Annotated in this window: 17 protein-coding genes; 9 read left to right on the forward strand and 8 right to left on the reverse strand. The window is 68.8% G+C overall.

Going from position 1 to position 21,321, the window contains the following annotated elements; all coding sequences use genetic code 11:
* Positions 1-47 precede the first annotated feature (47 nt).
* Complete coding sequence (locus CKO31_RS08855) at positions 48-1,067, forward strand: glycosyltransferase (protein ID WP_200236041.1); 1,020 nt, start codon at positions 48-50, stop codon at positions 1,065-1,067.
* A gap of 84 nt (positions 1,068-1,151) precedes the next feature.
* Here CKO31_RS08855 and CKO31_RS08860 read toward each other — a convergent pair whose 3' ends face one another.
* Complete coding sequence (locus CKO31_RS08860; protein ID WP_322789118.1) at positions 1,152-1,889, reverse strand: transglycosylase SLT domain-containing protein; 738 nt, start codon at positions 1,887-1,889, stop codon at positions 1,152-1,154.
* A gap of 269 nt (positions 1,890-2,158) precedes the next feature.
* On the opposite strand from CKO31_RS08860, the gene mepK reads away from it, so the two are divergent.
* Complete coding sequence (mepK, locus tag CKO31_RS08865; RefSeq protein WP_200236045.1) at positions 2,159-2,689, forward strand: peptidoglycan L,D-endopeptidase MepK; 531 nt, start codon at positions 2,159-2,161, stop codon at positions 2,687-2,689.
* Between the two features lie 56 nt (positions 2,690-2,745).
* Here the strand turns inward: mepK and CKO31_RS08870 are convergent, their stop codons facing one another.
* The 7 genes from CKO31_RS08870 to gltX form a co-directional block, all read right to left on the reverse strand.
* Positions 2,746-4,272: a BatD family protein gene (locus CKO31_RS08870; protein WP_200236046.1), complete on the reverse strand. Its 1,527-nt coding sequence runs from the start codon at positions 4,270-4,272 to the stop codon at positions 2,746-2,748.
* Positions 4,273-4,309: 37 nt separating this feature from the next.
* Positions 4,310-6,139, reverse strand: coding sequence for a VWA domain-containing protein (locus CKO31_RS08875; protein ID WP_200236048.1), 1,830 nt, complete (start codon positions 6,137-6,139; stop codon positions 4,310-4,312).
* A complete protein-coding gene (locus tag CKO31_RS08880) occupies positions 6,129-7,187 on the reverse strand; it encodes a VWA domain-containing protein (protein ID WP_200236050.1) in 1,059 nt (352 codons plus the stop codon). The genes CKO31_RS08875 and CKO31_RS08880 overlap by 11 nt, the downstream gene beginning before the upstream one ends.
* Complete coding sequence (locus CKO31_RS08885) at positions 7,184-7,711, reverse strand: DUF4381 family protein (RefSeq protein ID WP_200236052.1); 528 nt, start codon at positions 7,709-7,711, stop codon at positions 7,184-7,186. The genes CKO31_RS08880 and CKO31_RS08885 overlap by 4 nt, the downstream gene beginning before the upstream one ends.
* Entirely contained in the window at positions 7,708-8,688 is a 981-nt protein-coding gene (locus tag CKO31_RS08890) for a DUF58 domain-containing protein (RefSeq protein WP_200236054.1), read from the reverse strand. Before CKO31_RS08890 ends, CKO31_RS08885 begins: the two co-directional genes overlap by 4 nt.
* Before the next feature lie 59 nt (positions 8,689-8,747).
* On the reverse strand, positions 8,748-9,761 hold the full coding sequence (locus tag CKO31_RS08895; RefSeq protein ID WP_242475251.1) for an AAA family ATPase: 1,014 nt from the start codon (positions 9,759-9,761) through the stop codon (positions 8,748-8,750).
* A 70-nt stretch (positions 9,762-9,831) separates the two neighbouring features.
* Entirely contained in the window at positions 9,832-11,247 is a 1,416-nt protein-coding gene (gltX, locus tag CKO31_RS08900; RefSeq protein WP_200236056.1) for a glutamate--tRNA ligase, read from the reverse strand.
* Between the two features lie 417 nt (positions 11,248-11,664).
* Between gltX and CKO31_RS08905 the strand changes: the two genes are divergently transcribed.
* From CKO31_RS08905 to coaE, 7 genes are all read left to right on the forward strand, one after another.
* Complete coding sequence (locus CKO31_RS08905) at positions 11,665-12,720, forward strand: ligand-binding sensor domain-containing protein (protein ID WP_200236058.1); 1,056 nt, start codon at positions 11,665-11,667, stop codon at positions 12,718-12,720.
* A gap of 207 nt (positions 12,721-12,927) precedes the next feature.
* Complete coding sequence (gene acs / locus CKO31_RS08910; protein ID WP_200236061.1) at positions 12,928-14,874, forward strand: acetate--CoA ligase; 1,947 nt, start codon at positions 12,928-12,930, stop codon at positions 14,872-14,874.
* A 333-nt stretch (positions 14,875-15,207) separates the two neighbouring features.
* Complete coding sequence (locus tag CKO31_RS08915; RefSeq protein ID WP_200236063.1) at positions 15,208-16,041, forward strand: LabA-like NYN domain-containing protein; 834 nt, start codon at positions 15,208-15,210, stop codon at positions 16,039-16,041.
* A 224-nt stretch (positions 16,042-16,265) separates the two neighbouring features.
* Positions 16,266-17,984, forward strand: a complete 1,719-nt coding sequence (pilB, locus tag CKO31_RS08920; protein ID WP_200236065.1) for a type IV-A pilus assembly ATPase PilB — start codon at positions 16,266-16,268, stop codon at positions 17,982-17,984.
* A 52-nt stretch (positions 17,985-18,036) separates the two neighbouring features.
* Positions 18,037-19,275, forward strand: coding sequence for a type II secretion system F family protein (locus CKO31_RS08925; RefSeq protein ID WP_200236066.1), 1,239 nt, complete (start codon positions 18,037-18,039; stop codon positions 19,273-19,275).
* Positions 19,276-19,321: 46 nt separating this feature from the next.
* Positions 19,322-20,260, forward strand: coding sequence for a prepilin peptidase (locus CKO31_RS08930; RefSeq protein WP_200236068.1), 939 nt, complete (start codon positions 19,322-19,324; stop codon positions 20,258-20,260).
* Positions 20,261-20,640: 380 nt separating this feature from the next.
* Entirely contained in the window at positions 20,641-21,282 is a 642-nt protein-coding gene (gene coaE / locus CKO31_RS08935; protein WP_200236070.1) for a dephospho-CoA kinase, read from the forward strand.
* Positions 21,283-21,321: the final 39 nt, after the last annotated feature.

The raw sequence follows: 21,321 nt of genomic DNA on the forward strand, positions 1-21,321 counted from the left end.
GAGAGCGAGCCCGGCGCATCGCCTCGGCGCCGCGCGGCGTGCCGCCTATGCCTGCCCCGGCCATCAGCGTCATCCTGCCCTTCCGCGACGCCGCGCCCACGCTCGGCGCCTGCCTGAGCTCCATCCGCCGGCAGACCCGGCGGGACTTCGAATGCCTTTGTATCGACGACGGCTCCGGCGATGAGGGTCCGGCACTCGTCAGCGAGCAGGCTCGCCTCGATCCGCGCATCCGCCTGTTGCGCACCCGCGACACCGGGCTCGTGGCCGCACTGAACTTCGGGCTGCGGCAGGCGCGGGCACCCTTGGCGGCGCGCATGGATGCCGACGATCTCATGCATCCGCAGCGCTTGGCCCGGCAATGCGCGGCAATGACTGCGGATTCGGGCATCAGTGTGCTCGGCTGCCGCGTGCGGGCCTTCCCGGAGCAGCATCTCACGGACGGCTTTCGCGCCTATGTCAATTGGCAGAACGCCTGTGTCACCGAGGCCGCCATCGCCGCCGAGCTCTATCTGGAGTCGCCGCTCGCACACCCGTCGGTCATGCTGCGGCGCGAAACGATCATTGCCGCCGGCGGCTATCGGGACGGCAATTTTCCGGAGGATTACGAGCTCTGGCTCAGGCTGCACCAGGCCGGGCATCGCATCGCCAAGGTGGCGCAGACACTCCTGTACTGGCGCGACCATCCGCAGCGGCTGTCGCGACAGGACCCGCGCTATGCGCGCGCGGCGTTCGATCGGCTGCGGGCGGCGCACTTAGCAGCCGATCCCCGCATCCTGGCGGCCCGGGAGCGGCTGGTGCTCTGGGGGGCCGGCCGGCGCACCCGGCAACGCGCGGCTTGGCTGCTGGCCCAGGGGTACCAGCCGCAGGCCTGGATCGACATCGACCCGCGCAAAGTGGGCAATCGCATCGGCGGTGTGCCGGTGGTCGGCCCAGCATGGCTGCGTGGCCGCCGGCCGCGCCCGATGGTGCTCTGCTATGTCGCGAGCCACGGCGCTCGTCCACGTATCGACGCCGAGCTCGCCCGCCTCGGCTACAGCCGGGGCGTGGATTATCTCCACGTCGGCTGATCCGGGGATGGCCGCGCCGAGCGCTGCCTCCTAAAGCAGCCGCGGCCACGCCGCACCCCGGACAGGCGAGGGGCGCGGCCGCGGTCAAGAGCGGTGTGCGACCCCTTCGGCGGCCAGATGCCGCAGCACCTTGCGGACATAGTTCTGCGTCTCCCGATAGGGCGGGATCTCGTAGCCGTATTTCTTGACGGCGTTCTCGCCCGCGTTGTAGCCGGCGAGTGCCAGGCGGAGGTCGCCGTCGAAGAGATCCAGCAGAAAGCGCAAATAGGCGGAGCCGCCGCGGATATTCTCGGCCGGGTCCCAGATGTCGTGCACCTTGAAGCGGGCAGCGGTCCCCGGCATCAGCTGCATCAGGCCGCAGGCGCCCGCATGGGACAAGGCGTTGGCCTTGTAGGCTGACTCGGTGCGGATCACCGCATGCAGCAGTGCCGCGCTCAGCCCGTAGCGCGCGGCGTTGGCTTCGATGAGGCCACGATACCTTGCCCGCCGCACGGACATCGAGCCGCTCACGGGGGCCGATGGCCGCGCTGCCGACACATTCAGCGCCTGGCTATCGAGCCGGGCCTGCACCCGCGCCATGGCCTCGTCGCGGCGTTTGCGCGCCGCCTGGGACTGCGCTTTGTTTTCCGTCACCAAGCGCTTCGAGGTGCGCTTCCACTCCAGCTGCAAATCCGCACCGGATAACGGCTCGTCGGAAAAATAGACGTTCCCGTCGTTGTCCACGTACTTGTAGACATCCGCAATGGCCCCGGGCGCTGAGCCCGCACAGAGCACCAGCAGGATGCACAGTCCGAGGCAGCGCTCGCCCGCGGACCGGCTCACTCGAATGCCAAAAGGGGGTGACAGCGCACGCATACGGGTTTTACCCTATAGCCCTGCCCTAGGGTTGCGAGGATACAACAAACCATAGCACACCGCAGCCGGGCCTTTAAACGGTTTTTGTGCACCAACAGGCAGTTGCAGCTTGATCATCAGCTCTGGGATCAGTGATTGCCTACAAGCACAGAATATACCGCGCCAAAACCGTTGCAAACACTTCCCGGGCAGCTATACTCAAGCTGCACGATAAGTCGTTTAATTGGGGGAAATCAATGAATCGCCGATACTTTCTCGGCGCCGGCTTAGCTGTTGCTTCGGCACCAGTCTGGGCCCGCCGCAGCGCCTCTTCCGATGTCCGTACCATCTCTCTCCACCATCTGCACACCGACGAGCGTCTGCGGATCGACTATCGCATTGGGGAGCATTACCAGCGCAGTGCGCTCCAGCGCCTGAACAACTTTCTGCGGGACTTCCGTACCGGCGATGAAACCGCCATCGACCCGCAGCTGTTCGATCTCCTCTACGACGTGAAGGAGCGCCTCGGCCACTCGGAGGGCACTTTCGAGATCATCAGCGGTTACCGCTCGCCGCACACCAACAACATGCTCCGCCGCACCTCTTCCGGCGTTGCCCGCCGCAGCCTGCACATGACCGGCAAGGCCATCGACGTGCGCCTCACGGAGATGCCCACCCGCAGCATTCGTGATGCGGCGCTGACCCTGGGCCGTGGTGGTGTCGGCTACTACTCCCGCTCGGACTTCGTCCACCTCGACACGGGCCGGGTCCGTCGCTGGGGCGCCTAACGAGCCTTAAGGCGCCCTGACGACCGCGGCGCCGCGCCCGAGCACCCGGCCTGACGTCATGCACGCCCGTCCTGGCGCGGAGGGAGACGTGCGGGAAACAGCGGCGGGAGCTCGGGCGCGGCGGCATTGGTATCCGTGTCTTTCGAGCGCGCCATCAGCGGCAGCAGCGCCGTCATGAGCGCCCGGCCGCGCCAGGGCCCGGCGACGGCACTGCGCCGGCCATAGACGGATGCGTCCAGCTCGCGCACCAGCGCGAGCACCGCCTCCCCTGCCCCGCGCGCATGCAGCGCGGCCGAGAGTCCGCGGCGGGTGCCGCCATGCCCCCGCTGGACTCCTGCCCAGCCCGTGAGGGCCGCACGGGCAGCCACCGGGTCGTCCTTGTCGCAGGCCCGCCGAAAACGTCGCACCCAAGCGGCCGCGGACATGTCCGACGCTTGGGTACCCGCCGGCCCAGCTTCTGCCGCCGCTGACCGCCGTCGGCGCCCGCGCAGCCAAAGCACCAAGGTGGCAAGCCCCCCCAACAGCAGCCCCAGCACCAGTCCCGGCGGTCCCCAGAGGTCCGCGGCGGCACGCTCGCGGAAGCGCTGGCGCCAACGCTTACCGGCATCGACCGCGGTTGTTTCGGCCGCCGCAGGCCCAAGGCCCTCGGCCACCACCAGGTCCCGAGCCGGCAGTCTGGCCTCTCGGGCTGCGTCCATACCGAGACTCCACCAGGGCACGCTCACCTCGGGCAGTGTCAGCACCCCGGGCAGCGTCGGCACGATGGTCTGCGTGAGGGTGGTCGTCAGGCTAAGATCATCGCCGATCTCCTGCCGGCGGTGATCCATGGGCTGCGGGTAGACCCGAAGCCCCGGCACGGCCGGCATCTCGGGCGGCGGTATGGCACTCGTCCCCACCCCCGCGGCCTCGATGACGATGCGCCGCTCCAGCGGCTCGCCGGCACGGGCTTGCTCAGGCTCCGGCTGCCAGTGCTCGCTGATGGAGACGGACTCCGCCGGCAGCCAGGGCGACGCCGCAGCAGCCGGCGGCGGGCGCACATCCAGCATCAGATCCGGGGCGCTGCGGTGAATCACGGCGCGGCGCTCGATCAGCGCATCCGCCGCGCCGCCTTGCAAAGCTCGCACCGGCACCGCCGCCGACAACGTCGGACCCATAATGGTCAGGGGGCCGGCACGATCGGCCACCACCACGTAGACCCGCTCGCTGACGCGATAGCGACCGCCGTTCACTTCTACATCGAAGCGCCGATCGCCACCGACGCGCCGCAGCAGCGCGCCGTCCGCCTGGGGTGCGGACAGAGTCGCATTGCGCAGCGGCACCCGCGCCAGCACCCGCACCCGATAGCGCACGCGCGCCTGTACATAGGGGGCCTCCGTGTCGGCGCTCACCTCCAGGAGCACATCCTGCGGCGCCACCTGAGAATCATCGCCGCCGCCGGGCTGGCTCGGCGGCGGCTCGCTCACTTGCACCCAATGCTGGCTGCTTTGCAGGTCGTCCACGGCCACCGGGGCGGCCGCCTCGCCGTGGCTCGCGGCGACGCCCACTAGCGCCGCCAGTAGCAGCAAGGGATGCCGTCTGCGCACAGGACCGATCCGCTGCATCGCGCGCACGCCTCCGGGCTCAGTGCAGGCGGCCATGACGCCGGAGATACTGGAGCATGAGTCGCTCGCGCAGCAGGCGGCCGGGATCATCGGGAACCTGCTGCAACAGGTAGGCATCCGCCGCCGCGTCCGCCTGCGCCTCATCGGCATCGCCTTCGATCCCGGAGAATGCGCGCACCGCCTCCGCCCCGTCCGCCGCGGGGCGCCCGCGCTGGGAGGCGCCCACGGGCTCGGCGCCCGCTGCTACGCTCCGGGGCGCCGCCGCACCCGGCTCTGCATCTTGCGCCGCTGTCGCGCCGGCGGCCGCTGTCGTGCCGCCGGGCTCACGGTCTCGCTCCGCGCCATCCGCACCACCGTCGCCACCCCCTTGCGGCTGCCCTGCTGCGGCGTCCTCGGGGGCGGAGCGGCCAGCCGCACCGGTCGCCGGGCGCGACGAGGCCGCATCCGTAACGCCGGCTCCGCCCCCGGCAGCGGCGCCGCCCGCCGCTGCATCCTCGGCAGCGTCGCCATTGGCAGGCTGATCGTCCCCGCTCGGCTCCACCGCCGCGCGCACGTCCTCGGGATCGCCCATCAGCCGGCGCAGCAGCCCGCGATTGTGTCTGGCATCGGCGTGCTCCGGCGCCAGCGCCAGGGCGGCGTCATACTCGGCGATGGCATCTTCCAGGCGTCCCAGGCGCGCCAGCACGTTGCCGCGGTTGTAGTGCGCCGCCACCCCTTGCTGGCCCGACAATGCCTCCAGGGCTCCGGCATAGTCGCCGGCGCGGTAGTGCAGCGCTGCCCGCCAGCGCGCATCATCGACGCCGGCGAGCGCCGCCTCCAGCCGCCCGGTGTCCGCCGCGCGCAGGGCGCGCTGCTCGGGTCGCTGCCAGAGGTCATCCCAAAGCCCGGCTGTCGCCGGCGTCGGCGGCAGCAACAGCAGTGCCACCGGCACGGCGACCAGCCAGCCGCGGCGGAAGGCCAGGGCCGCCAGCGGCAGCGCCAACAGCAGCAGCCAGGGGCCGTCGTCCCGCCATTGCTGGTCCAGGCTCACCTGCTCACTGCCCACGGCGGGGTCTGGAGACCCTTGGAGTGCGAGCAAGCGCGCCGTGTCTTGGTCGTCCGCCCGGGAGGCGACGACGATACCCGCCCCTGCGTCCGCCACCTGCTCCAGCCCGGCACGCCGAGTCAGGGCCAGCACCGATACCCGATGCCCGGCGCTCGCCAGGGCCGCGGCCGCGGCGCGGGTCTCCTCAGCGGGAGCCACGGCGTCGGTGATGACGAGGACGTCCGCTCCCGGCGCCGCGCTGCGCTGCAACAGCTGACCCGCAAACTCCAGCGCCAGGTCCGTGCGGCGCTCGCCCCCGACCGGCAGCACGGCCGGCTCCAGCAATGGTACTTGCTCGACAATGGTGCGGGCATCCGTGGTCAAGGGTGCAATCAGGAACGGCTCGGCACCATAGGCAATGAGGGCGAACTGGCCTTCGTCTGCACCCCGCAGCAGATCCATGACCTCGAACCGCGCCCGTGCCAACCGTGACGGAGTCACGTCCGCCGCTGTCATGCTCTCCGAGAGGTCCAGCAGCAGCACCCGCGGCTGCGCGATACGAAACACCGGCTTGTCTGCCAGCTGCCAGGACGGACCCGCAAGGGCAAGGGCCACCAGCAGCCAAAGGCAGGCGAGGCCTGCCAGTAGCGGACCTGTGCGGGCGCCGCCGGCATCGCTGAGCACAAAGGGCCGCAGCGGTGCATCCACCAGGGCTTCCCAGCGCCGCGCTTGACGAGTCCGGCGCAGAAGCCAGATCAGCACCAGGGCCAGCACCGGCAGCAGCCAGAGCCAGGCCGGTCGCAGCCAATGCAGCTCAAGGGGCATCGGCGTGCTCCCGCGCCGAACCGGCGGGGCCTGGCGCAGCCGAGCCTGTTACAGCGATGAGGCCGCGGGCGCCGGCGCGCAGCTGCGCCGCGAGCACCAGCGCCAGACTCAGCAGCAATGCGGCGGCAGCGGGCGCAGGATAGAGCTCCTGCGCAGGCCGGTAGGTCTCCAGCTGGCGCACGTTCGGCTCCAGCCGATCCAGGGCGCGATAGGCCGAGGCGAGCTCGCCGGTGTCGCTCGCGCTGAAATAGCGCCCGCCGGTGGCAGCGGCGATGGCTTGCAATAGGGCCGGATTCAGGTCATCACCGGCGCGACGCAGTTGATAGCCGCCGATGCGACCGTCGCCCGCCACGCCACCGAGTCCGATACTGTAGATGCGCACCCCGGCCCGCTCGGCGAGACGGGCCGCCTGCATGGGTGCGAGTCGGCCGGCGGTATGGTCGCCATCACTCAGCAGGACCAGCACGCGGTTTTCCTGGGGCTGCTCGCGCAGGCGTTTCACGGCGAGGCCGATGGCATCGCCGATGGCGGTGTCGCGCCCGGCGATGCCCACCACGGCCTCCTCAAGCATGTGGCCGACGGCGGCGCGGTCATAGGTCAACGGCGTCTGTACATAGGGCTGGCTCGCGAACAGGATGAGCCCGACGCGATCCTGCACGCGGCCCTCGATGAAGTCCCGCGCGACTTGCTTGACCGCGGCGAGGCGCGTCGCCGGCGCACCGGCGAGCTCAAAGTCCGGCTGCTCCATACTGCCGGAGACATCCACCGCCAGCATCAGGTCGCGGCCCGACATGGGCAGCGCCGCCGGCTCGCCGAGCCACTGCGGGCGCGCCGCGGCCAGCACCAGCAGCAGCCAGGCGGCGGTGGCCACAATCAGGCGCCACCAGCGCCGCCGCGTGTCGGGTGTGCCGGCCAGTGCCGCCAAGGCGGTAGCGGCGGGCAGCCGCAGGGCGCGGCCGCCGACGCGACGCGCCCGCGGCAACAGCCAGCGCACGAGCAATGGCAGCGGCAGCAGCGCCAGGGCCCAGGGCCAGGCGAGGTTGGTCATGCGCGCGTCCCGGTGGTGCCGGCCGCACCGTGGCGGAGCAGCGCCGCCGCGGACTCCGCGAGGTCGGCCGGGTCCAGCTCGGTGCTGGTCTGAGCGGGGCTGGGCTGGTAGGGCCAGCGCGTGACGGCTTCCCCCAGGGCGCCGTCCAGCGCCGCGCGCACGGGCGCGGGCGCGTCAGCGCATTTCTGCGCCAGATAGCCGCGCCAATCCGCACCGGTAAGACCGGCGGCGTCGTCCGCCGGCCAGCGGCTGATGGCATAGCGCCGGATGAGCTGCGCCAGCTCGCGCACGAAGGCGGTATCGTCACCGTCACGCTGCCAGCGCTCTCGCAGCCGCGCCAGCTCCCGCAAGGCCAGCAGCGGCGCACGCGCCTGCGCCCGGCGCCGGCGGTGGCGCAGCCACAGCAGCAGCGCCAGCAATGCAGCGCCCAGTGCCAGCAGCCACCAGCCCGGCGCCGGCGGCCACCACGGCATCGGCTCCGGCAAGTGGTAGTCGCGCAAGCCGGCTAGGGCGTCCGGACTCATGGCGCGTCGGCCGCGGGCTGACCCAGACCCCGCGCCAGGCTGGCGCCCACCGGCCAATCCGTGCGCAGGGTCAGCAGATGAGCGCCGCGCCTGCGCGCCAGATCGGCCAGTGCTTCGCGGCGCCGACGGAAGCCGCGCTCATACCAGGCGCGACGCCCGGCGCTGGTGGTATCCAGCAGCCGACGGCCGCCGCCGAGGAGCACCGGCCAGTACCCGGCCGGCGGCGCGGTCTCTTCGATGGGATCATGCACGGCCACGAGGGCCACCTCGCAGCGCTGGCCGAGGCGCCGCAGCCAGTCGTCATTGGCGTCCGTGCCGATATCCGCAAAATCACTGATGACGAAGACCGTGCCACCGTCTGCCCGCAACCGCAGAAGGCGGTCCACTGCACCCGCGAGCCGGGCGTAACCACCACTACGCGAGCTGGACTGCGGCGAGGCCGCCAGCGCCCCGAGCAGACCGAGCAGCGCGTGCTGGCGCGGCCGCGGGCGCTGCTCCGCATGCGTCGTCTCATCGAACACCAGGCCACCGACGCGCTCGCCGCGCTCTACCGCCGCCCAGCCGAGCAGCGCCGCCGCGCGCGCGGCGATGACCGACTTGAAGGCGACGCGGGTTGCAAAACGCATGCTGCTGCGCTGATCCACCAGCAGCCAGACGGGGCGCTCGCGCTCCTCTCGGAAGACCTTGACGTGCGCACGCGCCGCGCGGGCGGTGAGGCGCCAATCCATGGCACGCGGATCATCGCCGGGGACATAGACCCGCGACTCGTCATAGTCCATGCCCGGACCGCGGAAGGGCGAGAGATGGCTGCCGGCACGGGTCGCGAGCACGCGGCCCCGGGTGGCGAGGCCAAGCCGGCGGGCCTGGGCACGGCAGGCGATGAGCCGCTTGAGGGAAATGTCGACGACGCCGTCAGCGGGCGCGTCGCCGCCGCCGGCCGCCGGCTGCCTAGGCGGGCTGTGCTGGAAGGCGGACACGGGCCGCTGCGAGGACCGGGGTTCCAGAATCGGACTCCAGGAAAAAAATCGGCGTTTCCCTAAGGCACGGGCACCTTGGCCAGCAGCACCTCGATGAAGCCATCGACGCCGCGGCCCTCCGCCTCTGCCTCATAGTCAAGCAGCAGGCGGTGGCGAAGACAATCCGGGGCCATCGCCTGTACGTCTTCGGGGATGACGAAGTCGCGCCCGTCGAGCCAGGCCAAGGCCCGGGCACAGCGATCCAGCGCCAAGGTCGCCCGCGGACTGGCGCCGAAGCGCAGCCAGCCCTCCAGTGCCGCGCTGTAGCGCCCGGGCTCGCGCGTCGCCATCACCAAATGCACCAGATAGTCCTCCAGCTGCGGCGCCATGTAGACGCCGAGCACCGCGCGGCGCGCGGCGAATATCTGCGCCTGCGCCACCCGGCGCTGCGCCACGGCGTCCTCGGCTTCCAGCGCTGCGGCGCGGCTCAGCGCGAGGATGGCCTTCTCGGTGTCCACGTCCGGGTAGTCCACGCGCACATGCAGCAGGAAGCGATCCAGCTGCGCCTCGGGCAATGGGTAGGTGCCCTCCTGCTCGATCGGATTCTGCGTCGCCATCACCAGGAACAGCCGCGGCAGCTCAAAGGTCTCGCGGCCGACGCTGACTTGGCGCTCGCCCATGGCCTCCAGGAGTGCGGACTGGACCTTGGCCGGCGCGCGGTTCACCTCGTCCGCCAGCAGTAAGTTGTGGAAGATCGGACCAGGATCGAAGCGAAAAGAGCCATCGGCTGGCCGATACACCTCGGTGCCCGTGAGGTCCGCAGGCAGCAGGTCGGGCGTGAACTGGATGCGGTGAAAATCCGCCTCGACACCCCCGGCCAAGGTCTTGATGGCCGTGGTCTTGGCAAGGCCGGGGGCGCCTTCCACCAACAGATGGCCGTCGGCGAGCAGGGCCACCAGCAGGCGGTCCACCAGGGTCTCCTGACCCAGGATCTGCGCGCGAATGCGCCGGCGCAGCGCGAGCAGCTCCGCGTGCACCAGATCCTCCGGGCCATCGTCGCGCAGGGCCGCTTGCTGGGTCTCATGCAGGGTCATGGCGTGTTGCCCGGGGTGTGGTGTGCGGCCGACGGCGTGTTGAGCGGGGCGTGCGCGCCCAGGGGCGCGCTCAGGCCTGGGCGGCGCGGGCGTCGATGTAGGCGAGCGCCCGATCGATGCGCCGCAAGGTGGCGTCCTTGCCCACCAGGCGCAAGGTGATGTCGATGCCGGGGGATGCCGCCCGGCCGACGACGGCGACCCGCAGCGGCTGTGCCACCTTGCCCATATTGAGCCCGAGCGCTTCGGCGACGCGCTCCACCACCCGGTGCAGCTCGGCGTCCTGCCAATCCGCCAGGGCCAGCATGTCTAGCTCTGCGCGCACACGCTCTAGGGGCTCGCGCGCCACTGGGCGCAGGTGCTTTTTGGCCGCCGCCGGCTCGTAGTCGTCGAAGTCGCGGTAGCAGAAGGCACTGATCTCGGCGAGCTCTTTCAGGGTCTTGGCGCGTGCCGCCTGCGCCTCGACCACGGCGACCGGGTCCGGGCCGGTGCTCGGATCGATGTCCAGGTGGCCCAGGTGCGGGCTCAGCAGGCGGGCGATGTGCTTGGGCTCACCGTGCTGGATGTAGTGCTGGTTCAGCCAGTCGAGCTTGTCGGTATTGAAGGTGGAGGCGGCCTTGTTGACATCGGTGATGTCGAAGAGCTCGATGAGATCGTCTAGGGAGAAGACCTCCTGGTCGCCATGGGACCAGCCGAGGCGCACCAGATAGTTGATCAGGGCTTCGGGCAGGTAGCCCAGGTCCCGGTACGCCACCACGCTGACGGCGCCGTGGCGTTTGGATAGCCGCGTGCCGTCGGCGCCCAGGATCATGGGTACATGGGCATAGCGCGGCGTCTCAAAGCCCAGCGCCGTCATGATGTTCATCTGCCGCGGGGTGTTGTTGACGTGGTCGTCGCCCCGGATCACGTGGGTGATGCCCATGTCCGCATCGTCCACGACCACGGTCAGATTGTAGGTGGGCGAGCCGTCGCTGCGGCGCAGGATGAGATCGTCCAGCTCGTCGTTGGCGAAGGGGATGCGCCCGCGGATCAGGTCGTCCACCACCACGGCGCCGTCCACGGGGTTGCGAAAGCGCACCACATGGGGCTGCTCGGGATCCACCTGACGGGTCCGGCAGTGGCCGTCGTAGCGGGGCTTTTGCTTGGCGGCCATCTGCATGTCGCGGATGCGCTCCAGGCGCTCCTTGGGGCAGTCGCAGCGATAGGCCAGGCCGCGGTCCAGCAGCTCGTCGATAACGGCATTGTATCGCTCGAAGCGCTCCGTCTGATAGAACGGGCCTTCGTCGTAGTCGAGTCCGAGCCAGCTCATGCCCTCGAGAATGGCGTTCACCGATTCCGCCGTGGAGCGCTCCAGGTCGGTGTCTTCGATGCGCAGCACGAACTCACCACCATGATGGCGGGCGAACAGGTAACAAAAGAGCGCGGTGCGCGCGCCGCCGACATGGAGAAAGCCCGTGGGCGAAGGAGCGAAGCGGGTACGGACGGTCATGCTGGTTGCTGGTGAGCTTGAGCTGGGTCTGGGTCTGGGTCTGGGTCTGGGTCTGGGTCTGGGGCTGGGTCTGAATCCGGGTCTGCGGCGGCGCTTGGGACCGGACCGGCGCTTACGGCCTGCGACCGGGGCCGTCAATGCCCGTGGGCGCGGACCATGGTGTGCGCCCTGCGCTGGCGCGGCATTCTATCAGAGCCGGGTACCCTTGCCGCCGGCCTCGGCAACCGCTACATGCCTTGCGCCCGCCACGGCACAGCCGCCCGCTCGGCCCGGCGCGCTGGTGCGGCGCCCGCTCGCGGCCCCTGCGATAATGCGCGGTGGTGCGTGCGCATCCACTCGCCCCCGCGCCGTCGAGCGCCGCCGCCGCGCATGCACGCCGGACACCCACGACTCACCCATCTGCACCGAGGACAACCCATGAACACCAACCGTACGCTGGCCCTGGTCCTGGTGGCCGTTGGGCTGCTGCTGATCATCGCAGGCCCTCTGCTGCCCGGCGGCGAGCGCGCGGTCGTCAACGACCCGCCGCGCACCGGCCATGTCACGGATCTCGCGCGGGCCGACGACGGCTCCATCCTCGCCGGCACCCAGGACGGGGAGCTGTGGCGCCTCACCGACGGTGCTTGGAGACGCGTCGATGTCGACCTGGGCAACCAGCCCGTCACCGCGTTGGCGGCGGATCTATCCGGCGATCCGAGCGAAGGTCCCATCGGCACCGGCGGCGGCCTGGTGAACGCGCCGAGCGGCCTGCCGCCGGTAGCGGTGCGCGCCAGCGACGAAGCCGCCACCGCCAACGGATTGGTGGTGGCCACGGGCAACGGCCTGCTGATAGAGGGACAAAACGACTGGCGGCGCGCCCTCCAAGGCGTGCATGTCTATCGCCTGGAGCCACAGGCCGTCGACGGCGCCGATTACTTGCATGCCGGCACCGTCGACGCCGGTGTCTTCACGGCCGCGGTGGCAGATCTCGCGAGCTGGGCGCCAAACAGCGACGGGCTGCCGCAGCAGGGCAATGTGTTCAGCTTCGTCGTCACGGCGGCAAACCGGCTCATCGCCGGCACCAGCAAGGGCCTGTACTGGCAGGCGGCACCCATGCAGCCCTGGCAGCAGCTCAAGGTGGGGCTGGAGCAAAGCCGCATGCTGTCGCTGCACCTCGAGCCCCCGGACGACGGCTCGCAGCGGCTGTGGATCGGTAGCGACGACGGGCTCTTCAGCGTCGAGCTGACCGAGGACGACGCCGGCCTCCAGGCCAACACTTTCGCCGCCCCCGCCGCCGGCCCCGATGCCGGACTGCGGTATGGCGTCAGCTGGATCGTTCCCTTCGACGAGGGCGTCATGTTCAGCGCAGGCGGCGTGTACCAATTCGGGGACTTCGGCCTACCGGGCTGGTACTGGATCTCGCTGCTCGGCGTGGTGCTGTTGTTGCTCGGCGGCTGGCTCTTGCCGGCACACCGCGGCAGCGCCGGCGCTTAGGGCCGGCGCTGGCCGCAGCATCCGCACCGGCTCGCCGTCGGCCGCGCCGCGCCGCCAGAGAGCCGGCGCGGCATCCGGTGGCGAGCGCTAAGACGAGGGTTTAGACTCACGCGCTTACGCAGTGCAAAGAAACCGGCGCAATGCCGCGAAACCGGCGCAATGCCGCCGGTCGTCATCCCACCGCAGAACGCCCGAGGAGCCCCCACCATGTCCGACACGAAAATCTACGAAGTCCCCGCCGACATCGCCGCAAAGGCGCACATCGACGAAGAGCGCTATCGCACCATGTACCAGCGCTCAGTGGACGACCCGGAGGGGTTCTGGGCCGAGTATGCCGATGAGTTCGTCACCTGGTTCAAGAAGTGGGACCGGGTCATGGATTACAGCTACGACGTCGACAACCTCTACATTCGGTGGTTCGAGGGCGGCAAGCTCAACGTCGCCTACAACTGCCTGGACCGCCATCTCGACAGCCGCGGCGACCAGACCGCCATCATCTGGGAAGGCGACAACCCGGAAGAGGACAAGCACATCACCTATCGCGAGCTGCATGCAGAGGTCTGCAAGCTCGCCAACGCGATGAAGGCGCGCGGGGTGCAGAAGGGCGATCGGGTGTGCATCTACCTGCCCATGATCCCCGAGGCCGCGGTGGCCATGCTCGCCTGCAACCGCATCGGTGCAGTGCATTCCATCGTCTTCGGCGGCTTCTCGCCGGACTCCCTGCGCGATCGCATCCAGGACTCCGAGTGCCGACTCCTCGTCACCGCCGACGAGAGTGTCCGCGGCGGACGCAACGTGCCGCTCAAGAAGAACGCCGATCAGGCCCTCGCCGAGTGCCCGAGCATCGACACCTGCATCGTCGTCAAGCGCACCGGCGGCGATGTAGCCTGGACCGATGGCCGTGACATCTGGTATCACGAGGCCCTCGCCGCGGCGGACGAGCAATGTGAGCCCGAGCCGATGGACGCGGAGGATCCGCTGTTCATCCTCTACACCTCCGGCTCCACGGGCAAGCCGAAGGGCGTGCTGCACACCACCGGCGGCTACCTGGTCTTCGCGGCCATGACCCACAAGTACACCTTCGACTACCAGGACGGAGAGGTCTACTGGTGCACCGCGGACGTCGGCTGGGTCACCGGGCACACCTACATCGTTTATGGGCCGCTGGCCAACGGTGCCATCACGCTGATGTTCGAGGGTATCCCCACCTACCCGGACGTGTCGCGCTTCTGGCAGGTAGTGGACAAGCACAATGTCGCCACTTTCTACACCGCGCCCACCGCGATACGCTCGCTGATGCGCGCCGGCGAGGAGCCGGTGAAGCAGACCTCGCGCAAGAGTCTGCGCATCCTCGGCTCCGTCGGCGAGCCCATCAATCCCGAAGCCTGGGAGTGGTATCACAACGTCGTCGGCGACGGCCGCTGCCCCATCGTCGACACTTGGTGGCAAACCGAAACCGGGGGCCACCTGATTACCGCCCTGCCCGGCGCCACGGCCCTCAAGCCCGGCTCGGCGACGCGGCCGTTCTTCGGCGTGGTGCCGGCGCTGGTGGACCCGGCCGAGGGTACGCTGCTGGAGGGCGCCGCAGAGGGCGCGCTGGTGATCACCCGGCCCTGGCCCGCACAGATGCGCTCCGTCTACGGTGATCATCAGCGCTTCGTCGATACCTATTTCAAGCAGTATCCGGGCCATTACTTCTCCGGCGACGGCGCCCGCCGCGACGAGGACGGCTACTACTGGATCACCGGGCGCATCGACGACGTGCTGAACGTCTCCGGCCACCGCCTCGGCACCGCCGAGGTCGAGTCCGCGCTGGTGCTGCATGACGCGGTCGCCGAAGCCGCCGTCGTCGGCTATCCGCACGACATCAAAGGCCAGGGCATCTATGCCTATGTCACCGTCATGGCCGGTGTCGATCCCAGCGACGACCTGAAGAAGGAGCTGGTGAAGCTGGTGCGCACGGAGATCGGGCCCATCGCCGGCATCGATATCATTCAGTGGGCGCCGGGCCTGCCGAAGACGCGCTCCGGCAAGATCATGCGCCGCATCCTGCGCAAGATCGCCGCCAACGAGGTGGACAGCCTGGGCGATACCTCCACGCTGGCGGACCCGACGGTCGTTGATGACCTCATCGAGAACCGCGCCAACCTTTAACGCCGCCCGACGGCGGAGGCACCGCCGGCCGGCGCCGCCGGCCGGCGCCAGCGCCAGGCTCACCGCCAGGCCCCGGGTGAGACCCCGGCGTGAAACCCCGGCGTGAGAACGGGCCACGCGGCGCGGCAGCCGTCCCTCGCCATCACCAGAGTCGCTTCGCGTCTGCGGCATCCAGCCCGAGCGCAGTCGCAATCGCCGCTCGGGAGCGGCTATTTTCATTACTGCCCACGCGCTCTACCCGGGACGCCGGCGGCCGCGGAGCGAGAAGCCGCGCCGGCCGGTGGCCGCTGCTTTGTCGACATGAGCGCAGCAATGCCACAGGAGCCCCCAGTCTTGCCATCCCTGCCGAGAGTCGGTGTCTATGTCGACGCCGAGAACATCCGCTACAACGGCGGCTACCAGATGCGCTACGACGTGCTGCGCAACTTCGCTGCGCGTCAAGACGGCATCCTGCAACGTCTCAATACCTATATCGCCTACGACGCACAGCGCGCCGATGAAGATCCCGAGTACAAAAAGAAGTCCCGCGCCTATCAGCAAATGGTCCGTGATTTTGGCTGGAAGATCACCGTCAAGCACGTCCGACGCTACACCGACGAGGCCGGGAACGTTTCCACCAAGGCCAATGCGGATCTCGACATGGCCGTCGACGCCATGCTGCAAGCCGAGAAGCTGGAGCAGGTCATCCTGGTCACCGGCGACGGCGACTTCCTGCAAGTGGTCGACGCCTTGCAAAACCGCGGCTGCCGCGTCGAGCTTATCGGCTTCAAGAACGTGTCCAGGCAGTTGCAGCAAGAGGCCGATGCCTTCTGGTCGGGCTTTCTGATTCCCGATCTCTTACCCGTCTCCTACGAGCCCCGCAACGAATGGGGCAAGCCCGGCTCTTGTGTTCGCGGTGTCTGCACCAAGTGGTTCCCGGATAAAGGTTACGGCTTTTTGCGCTTCATGAGCCACATTTCGCCGAATCTGTGGACGGTCGATCCGCGCGATCCTACCTCGCCTTACGTCAGTGTGTTCTGCCACGCCAACGAGGTCGCCGAGGACGTCAGCGAAGACATGCTGCTGAACCGCGAGACCATCCTCGAGTTTTACCTCGCCGAGAGCGAGCAGAAAGACAATGGACTGGTGGCACAGAACGTGCGGCTCGCGTTCGGCATCAATCGCTGAAGCGCGAACGACAGCGCACTTCGAAGCCCGACGAACGGACTAAACTCAAGGTTGGACGGCGCCCCGCCTCAGCGCGCCGACGACCCGCCGGGTTGTGGGGCGCTTGGTCGCAGGCTCGGCCGGCGAGTAGCTTGGGGCGCCGGCCCGGCGGCCGCGACCGCCATGGGCGGCTCGCGCCATACCCAGGCTGCGATCCAATGAGGACGGCCCAACGAGGATCCTGAATGTCCACCGAACAGGCTCAGATCCTGCCCACCGGCTTGGCCAGGCGCCTGGTGCGCGACAAGCTGCTGACCGAGCAGCAGGCGCGCAACGCACATATCGAATGCACCCGCCGGCGCCAGCCGCTGATTCAATACCTGGTCTCGGAGAAGGTCGTGGACAGCCGCAGCATCGCCGCTGCGGCCTCGCAGGAGTTCGGCGTGCCACTGCTGGACCTCGACGCCCTAGACCGCCAGGCCCTGCCGTTCGCGTTGGTGGACGAGAAGCTGATCCGCAAGCACCGCGTGCTGCCGATCCACAAGCGCGGCAACCGACTGTTCCTGGCGGTGTCCGATCCCACCAACGACCGCGCCCTCGACGAGATCCGCTTCAACACCGGTCTGGCCACGGATCCCATTTTGGTGGAGGAAGCCAAGCTCGCCGCCGCCATCGATCAGGCGATCGATGCCCAGGACACCTCGATGACGGACCTCATGGATGCGGACCTGGACAACCTCGACATCGCCCATGACGATGAAGCCGGCGCCGGTGGCGACGACTCCGACCTCAACGTGGACGACGCGCCCGTGGTGCGCTACGTCAACAAGGTGCTGGTGGATGCCATCGCCGCGTCGGCATCGGACATCCACTTCGAGCCCTATGAAAAATTCTTCCGCATCCGCTACCGCCAAGACGGCATGCTGCGGGAGGTGGCCAATCCGCCCGTCAGCATCGCCTCGCGACTGGTGGCCCGGCTCAAGGTCATGTCGCGGATGAACATCGCCGAGCGGCGCGTGCCCCAGGACGGGCGCATCAAGCTCAAGCTGAGCCGCACCCGCGACATCGATTTTCGCGTCAACACCCTGCCGACGCTCTACGGCGAGAAAGTCGTCCTGCGGATTTTGGACTCTAGTGCCGCCAACGTCGGCATCGACGAGCTCGGCATGGAGCCGGAGCAAAAGACCGCCTTCCTGCAATGCATCAAGAAGCCCTATGGGATGGTCCTGGTCACGGGTCCCACGGGCTCCGGCAAGACCGTATCCCTGTACTCGGCCCTCAACATCCTTAACGCGGCCGACATCAACATCTCGACCGTCGAGGATCCGGTGGAGATCCAGGTACCCGGCATCAACCAGGTGAGCATGAACCCGAAGACGGGCATGACCTTCGCCGCCGCCCTGCGCGCCTTTCTCCGCCAGGATCCGGACATCGTCATGGTGGGCGAGATCCGCGACCTGGAAACCGCCGAGATCGCCGTCAAGGCCGCCCAGACGGGCCACCTGGTGCTGTCCACGCTGCATACCAACGACGCCCCCCAATGCCTGACCCGTTTGGCCAACATGGGCGTGCCGCCGTTCAACATTGCCTCGTCCGTGCTGCTGATCATGGCGCAGCGCCTGGCGCGCCGGCTCTGTCCCCACTGCCGCGAAGAGGATGACCTGCCGCGGGAGGCGCTCATGGAAGAGGGCTTCACCGAGGCGGAGATCGCCGAAGGCATCACCGTCTACAAGGCTATCGGCTGCGACCGCTGCGTGGACGGCTACAAAGGCCGCGTGGGCATTTTCCAGGTGATCAAGGTGTCGGAGGAAATGGGCCGGCTCATCATGGAGGGCGGCAACTCCATCCAGCTCGCGGATCAGGCGGACAAGGAAGGCTATGCCGACCTGCGCCGGGCCGGTCTGCGCAAGGTCAAGGCCGGCGTTACCAGCCTGTTGGAGCTGAATCGCGTCACCAAGGACTAAGCCCAGTGCCGAGCATCCAGCTTTTCACAACCCAGCCCCCGAAGCAGCACTAATGGCCGTCACCGCCGCCCGCAAAGCCAAGACCGACAAGGCCCGTGTGTTCGCCTGGGAGGGCGTCGACCGCCGCGGCAACCGCGTCAAGGGCGACCTGCGCGCCCCGAGCGTGGCACTGGTCCGCGCCGACCTGCGCCGCCAGGGGGTCAACCCCACCAAGGTCCGCAAGAAGGCACAGCCGCTCTTCGGCGGCGGCAGGCGCAAGATCACCGGTCAAGATCTCACGGTCTTCAGCCGCCAACTGGCCACCATGATGTCCGCCGGCGTGCCCCTGGTGCAGGCGTTCGACATCGTCGGCCGCGGCCACGACAACCCGAGCATGCAGGACCTGCTGCTCGCCATCAAACAAGACATCGAGAGCGGCACGGCCATGGCCGATGCCCTGCATAAGTATCCGCTCTATTTCGACGACCTGGTTTGCAACCTGGTCGCCGCCGGCGAGGCCGCCGGTGTGCTGGACGTACTGCTGGACAAGATCGCCACCTACAAGGAGAAGACCGAGTCCATCAAGGGCAAGATCAAAAAGGCGATGTTCTATCCGGCGGCCGTCATCCTGGTGGCCATCGGCGTGACCGTGGTGATCCTGCTCTTCGTCATTCCGCAGTTCAAAGCCCTGTTCAGCAGCTTCGGCGCCGACCTGCCCGCCTTCACGCTGCTGGTGATCTCACTGTCGGATCTGCTGCGAGAGTACTGGTGGGCCGCGGCGCTTGGCACCGGCGTCGCCGTCTGGGGCATCGGCCAGCTCTTCCAGCGCTCGCGCAAGTTCCGCGAGCTCATCGACCGTGCGGTGCTCAAGATTCCCGTCATCGGTAATATCCTGAACAAGGCCGCCATTGCCCGGTTCGCCCGGACCCTTTCCACCATGTTCGCCGCCGGCGTGCCACTGGTGGACGCGCTCGATTCCGTAGCCGGCGCCACCGGCAACATCGTCTACAGTCGGGCCGTGCAAAAGATGCGCGAGGAAGTGGCGACGGGCCAGAGCCTCCAGCTCACCATGCGCCAGCGCAACCTGTTTCCGCATATGGTGATCCAGATGACCGCCATCGGCGAGGAGTCCGGCGCGCTGGACGAAATGCTCGCCAAGGTGGCCGACTTCTACGAAGAAGAAGTCGACAACGCCGTGGACGCCCTGAGCAGCTTGCTGGAGCCGCTGATCATGGTGGTCATCGGCGGCCTCGTGGGCGGTCTGGTGGTCGCCATGTACCTGCCCATCTTCAAGCTCGCGGCCGTGGTCTGAACAACCGCGCCCGCCTCAGGGGCCCCTTCGCGGCGACATCGACCTCATGGAATTCGCAAGCACCTTGCTCGCCGGTCTCGTCGAGACACCGGCGCTGCTGTTCATCACTGTCGGGCTGCTCGGACTCATCATGGGCAGCTTCCTCAATGTCGTCATCCTGCGGCTGCCGCGCATCATGGAGCACGAGTGGCGGCAGGAGTGCGCGGCGCTGGCCGCCGCCGACGCTACTGAGGCGGCGCCAGACTCCGGTGCCGGTGCCGATCAGGGTGCCGATCAGGGCGCCGATGCGCCGGCGCTCAGTCTGTCGCACCCCGCCTCCCACTGCCCGCACTGCGGTCACCGCATCCGCCCCTGGGAGAATATCCCGGTCCTGAGCTGGCTCCTCTTGCGCGGGCGCTGCAGCGCCTGCGCCGGCGCCATCTCCTGGCGCTACCCTGCCGTGGAAGCCCTGACCGCGCTGCTGTCGCTGCTGGTGGTCTGGCATTTCGGCCCCACCAGCCAGGCGGCGGCGGCGGCCCTGGTTTTCACCTGGGGCTTGTTGGCGCTGGCCTTCATCGACGCCGACACCCAGCTGCTGCCGGACGACATCACCCTGCCGCTGCTGTGGCTCGGGCTGGTGCTAAGCCTGGGCGGGGTCTTCGTGGACAGCCAGGCGGCCATCCTCGGCGCCGCCGCCGGCTATCTCAGCCTGTGGCTGGTCTTCCACGCCTTCCGGCTGCTGACGGGCAAAGAAGGCATGGGCCGCGGCGACTTCAAGCTGCTGGCCCTCTTCGGCGCCTGGATGGGCTGGCAGACCCTGCCCCAGATCGTGCTGCTGTCGGCGGTGCCGGGCGCCGTGCTCGGCATCGCGCTGGTGCTGAGCGGCCGCACCGAGCGCGAGACGCCCATGCCCTTCGGGCCCTTCCTGGCCGTCTCCGGCTGGGTCAATCTGCTGTGGGGACCGGACATCACCGCGGCCTATCTGCGCTTCAGTGGGCTTGCGTAGTGTCGGTGGCTTGGCTTGGGGTGTGGCGGGCGGAGGGCGGAGGGCTGAGTGCTGAGTGCTGAGTGCGGAGTGCGGAGTGCGGAGTGCGGAGTACGGAGTGCTGAGTGCTGAGTGCTGAGTGCGGAGTGCGAAGTACGGAGTGCGAAGTACGGAGTACGGAGTGCGGAGTACGACGTGCGGTGTGCGGTGTGCGAAGTACGGAGTACGGTGTGCGGTGTACGGTGTGCGGTGTGCGGTGTGCTTCGTGCGGCGTGGGTGGCTCGGTGTGCTGAGTGGGGGGTACGGAGTGCGGAAACGGTTGCGATGCTGGTGGCGATAGTGTCGCTGCCAGCCACGGTCGAGCGCGGCGTTGCGCGTTCTACGAGAGGACTTCGGCAGTCATGACGCCACAGCAGGGCAGTGATTCGGGTAGGGTAGCTCGCCCCTTTGCGGTGGCGCTCACCGGCGGTATCGGCAGCGGCAAGAGCGCCGTGGCCGAGCTGTTCTCGGCGCTGGGCGTCACCGTCAGCGACGCCGATGCCGTCTCCCACGCCCTCACCGCACCCGGCGGCGCGGCGCTTGGGCCCATCGCCGAGACCTTCGGCAAAAAAGTCATCAGTGCAGACGGCGGCCTGGACCGAGCGGCCCTGCGCGAGCAGGTGTTCGCGGACCCCGCCGCACGGCGCCGGCTGGAGGGCATCCTGCACCCCATGATCCGCGCGCGCATGCAGGCGGAGCTCGCGGCGGACCCGGGGCCCTACGTCGTGCTCGGCATTCCCCTGCTGGTGGAGACAGGTCAGACCGACATGGCCGACCGGGTGCTGGTGGTGGACGCGCCGGAGGCCGTCTGCATCGAGCGCGTCCGCCGGCGCAGCGCCCTCACCCCCGAGCAGGTCCGCCGGATCATGGCCAGCCAGGCCAGTCGCGCCGAGCGACTCGCCGCCGCCGACGATGTCATTGAGAACACCGGCGACCTGGCCGATCTCGCGCCCGAAGTCCAAGCCCTACACAAGCGTTACCTGTCCCTTGCCGCCGACGGCTGAGCGCCTGCGATTCGCGGCGATTTTTCTCCGGCTATTCGC

It is taken from the genome of Thiohalocapsa halophila, from assembly GCF_016583825.1.
Classification (GTDB): Bacteria; Pseudomonadota; Gammaproteobacteria; order Chromatiales; family Chromatiaceae; genus Thiohalocapsa; species Thiohalocapsa halophila.

Coding starts and splice junctions, on each gene's coding strand:
- CKO31_RS08855 (WP_200236041.1), top strand. CDS start 48: ATGCCTGCCCCGGCCATCAGCGTCATCCTGCCCTTCCGCGACGCCGCG.
- mepK (WP_200236045.1), top strand. CDS start 2,159: ATGAATCGCCGATACTTTCTCGGCGCCGGCTTAGCTGTTGCTTCGGCA.
- CKO31_RS08875 (WP_200236048.1), bottom strand. CDS start 6,139: ATGCCCCTTGAGCTGCATTGGCTGCGACCGGCCTGGCTCTGGCTGCTG.
- CKO31_RS08880 (WP_200236050.1), bottom strand. CDS start 7,187: ATGACCAACCTCGCCTGGCCCTGGGCCCTGGCGCTGCTGCCGCTGCCA.
- CKO31_RS08885 (WP_200236052.1), bottom strand. CDS start 7,711: ATGAGTCCGGACGCCCTAGCCGGCTTGCGCGACTACCACTTGCCGGAG.
- CKO31_RS08895 (WP_242475251.1), bottom strand. CDS start 9,761: ATGACCCTGCATGAGACCCAGCAAGCGGCCCTGCGCGACGATGGCCCG.
- gltX (WP_200236056.1), bottom strand. CDS start 11,247: ATGACCGTCCGTACCCGCTTCGCTCCTTCGCCCACGGGCTTTCTCCAT.
- CKO31_RS08905 (WP_200236058.1), top strand. CDS start 11,665: ATGAACACCAACCGTACGCTGGCCCTGGTCCTGGTGGCCGTTGGGCTG.
- acs (WP_200236061.1), top strand. CDS start 12,928: ATGTCCGACACGAAAATCTACGAAGTCCCCGCCGACATCGCCGCAAAG.
- pilB (WP_200236065.1), top strand. CDS start 16,266: ATGTCCACCGAACAGGCTCAGATCCTGCCCACCGGCTTGGCCAGGCGC.
- CKO31_RS08925 (WP_200236066.1), top strand. CDS start 18,037: ATGGCCGTCACCGCCGCCCGCAAAGCCAAGACCGACAAGGCCCGTGTG.
- CKO31_RS08930 (WP_200236068.1), top strand. CDS start 19,322: ATGGAATTCGCAAGCACCTTGCTCGCCGGTCTCGTCGAGACACCGGCG.
- coaE (WP_200236070.1), top strand. CDS start 20,641: ATGACGCCACAGCAGGGCAGTGATTCGGGTAGGGTAGCTCGCCCCTTT.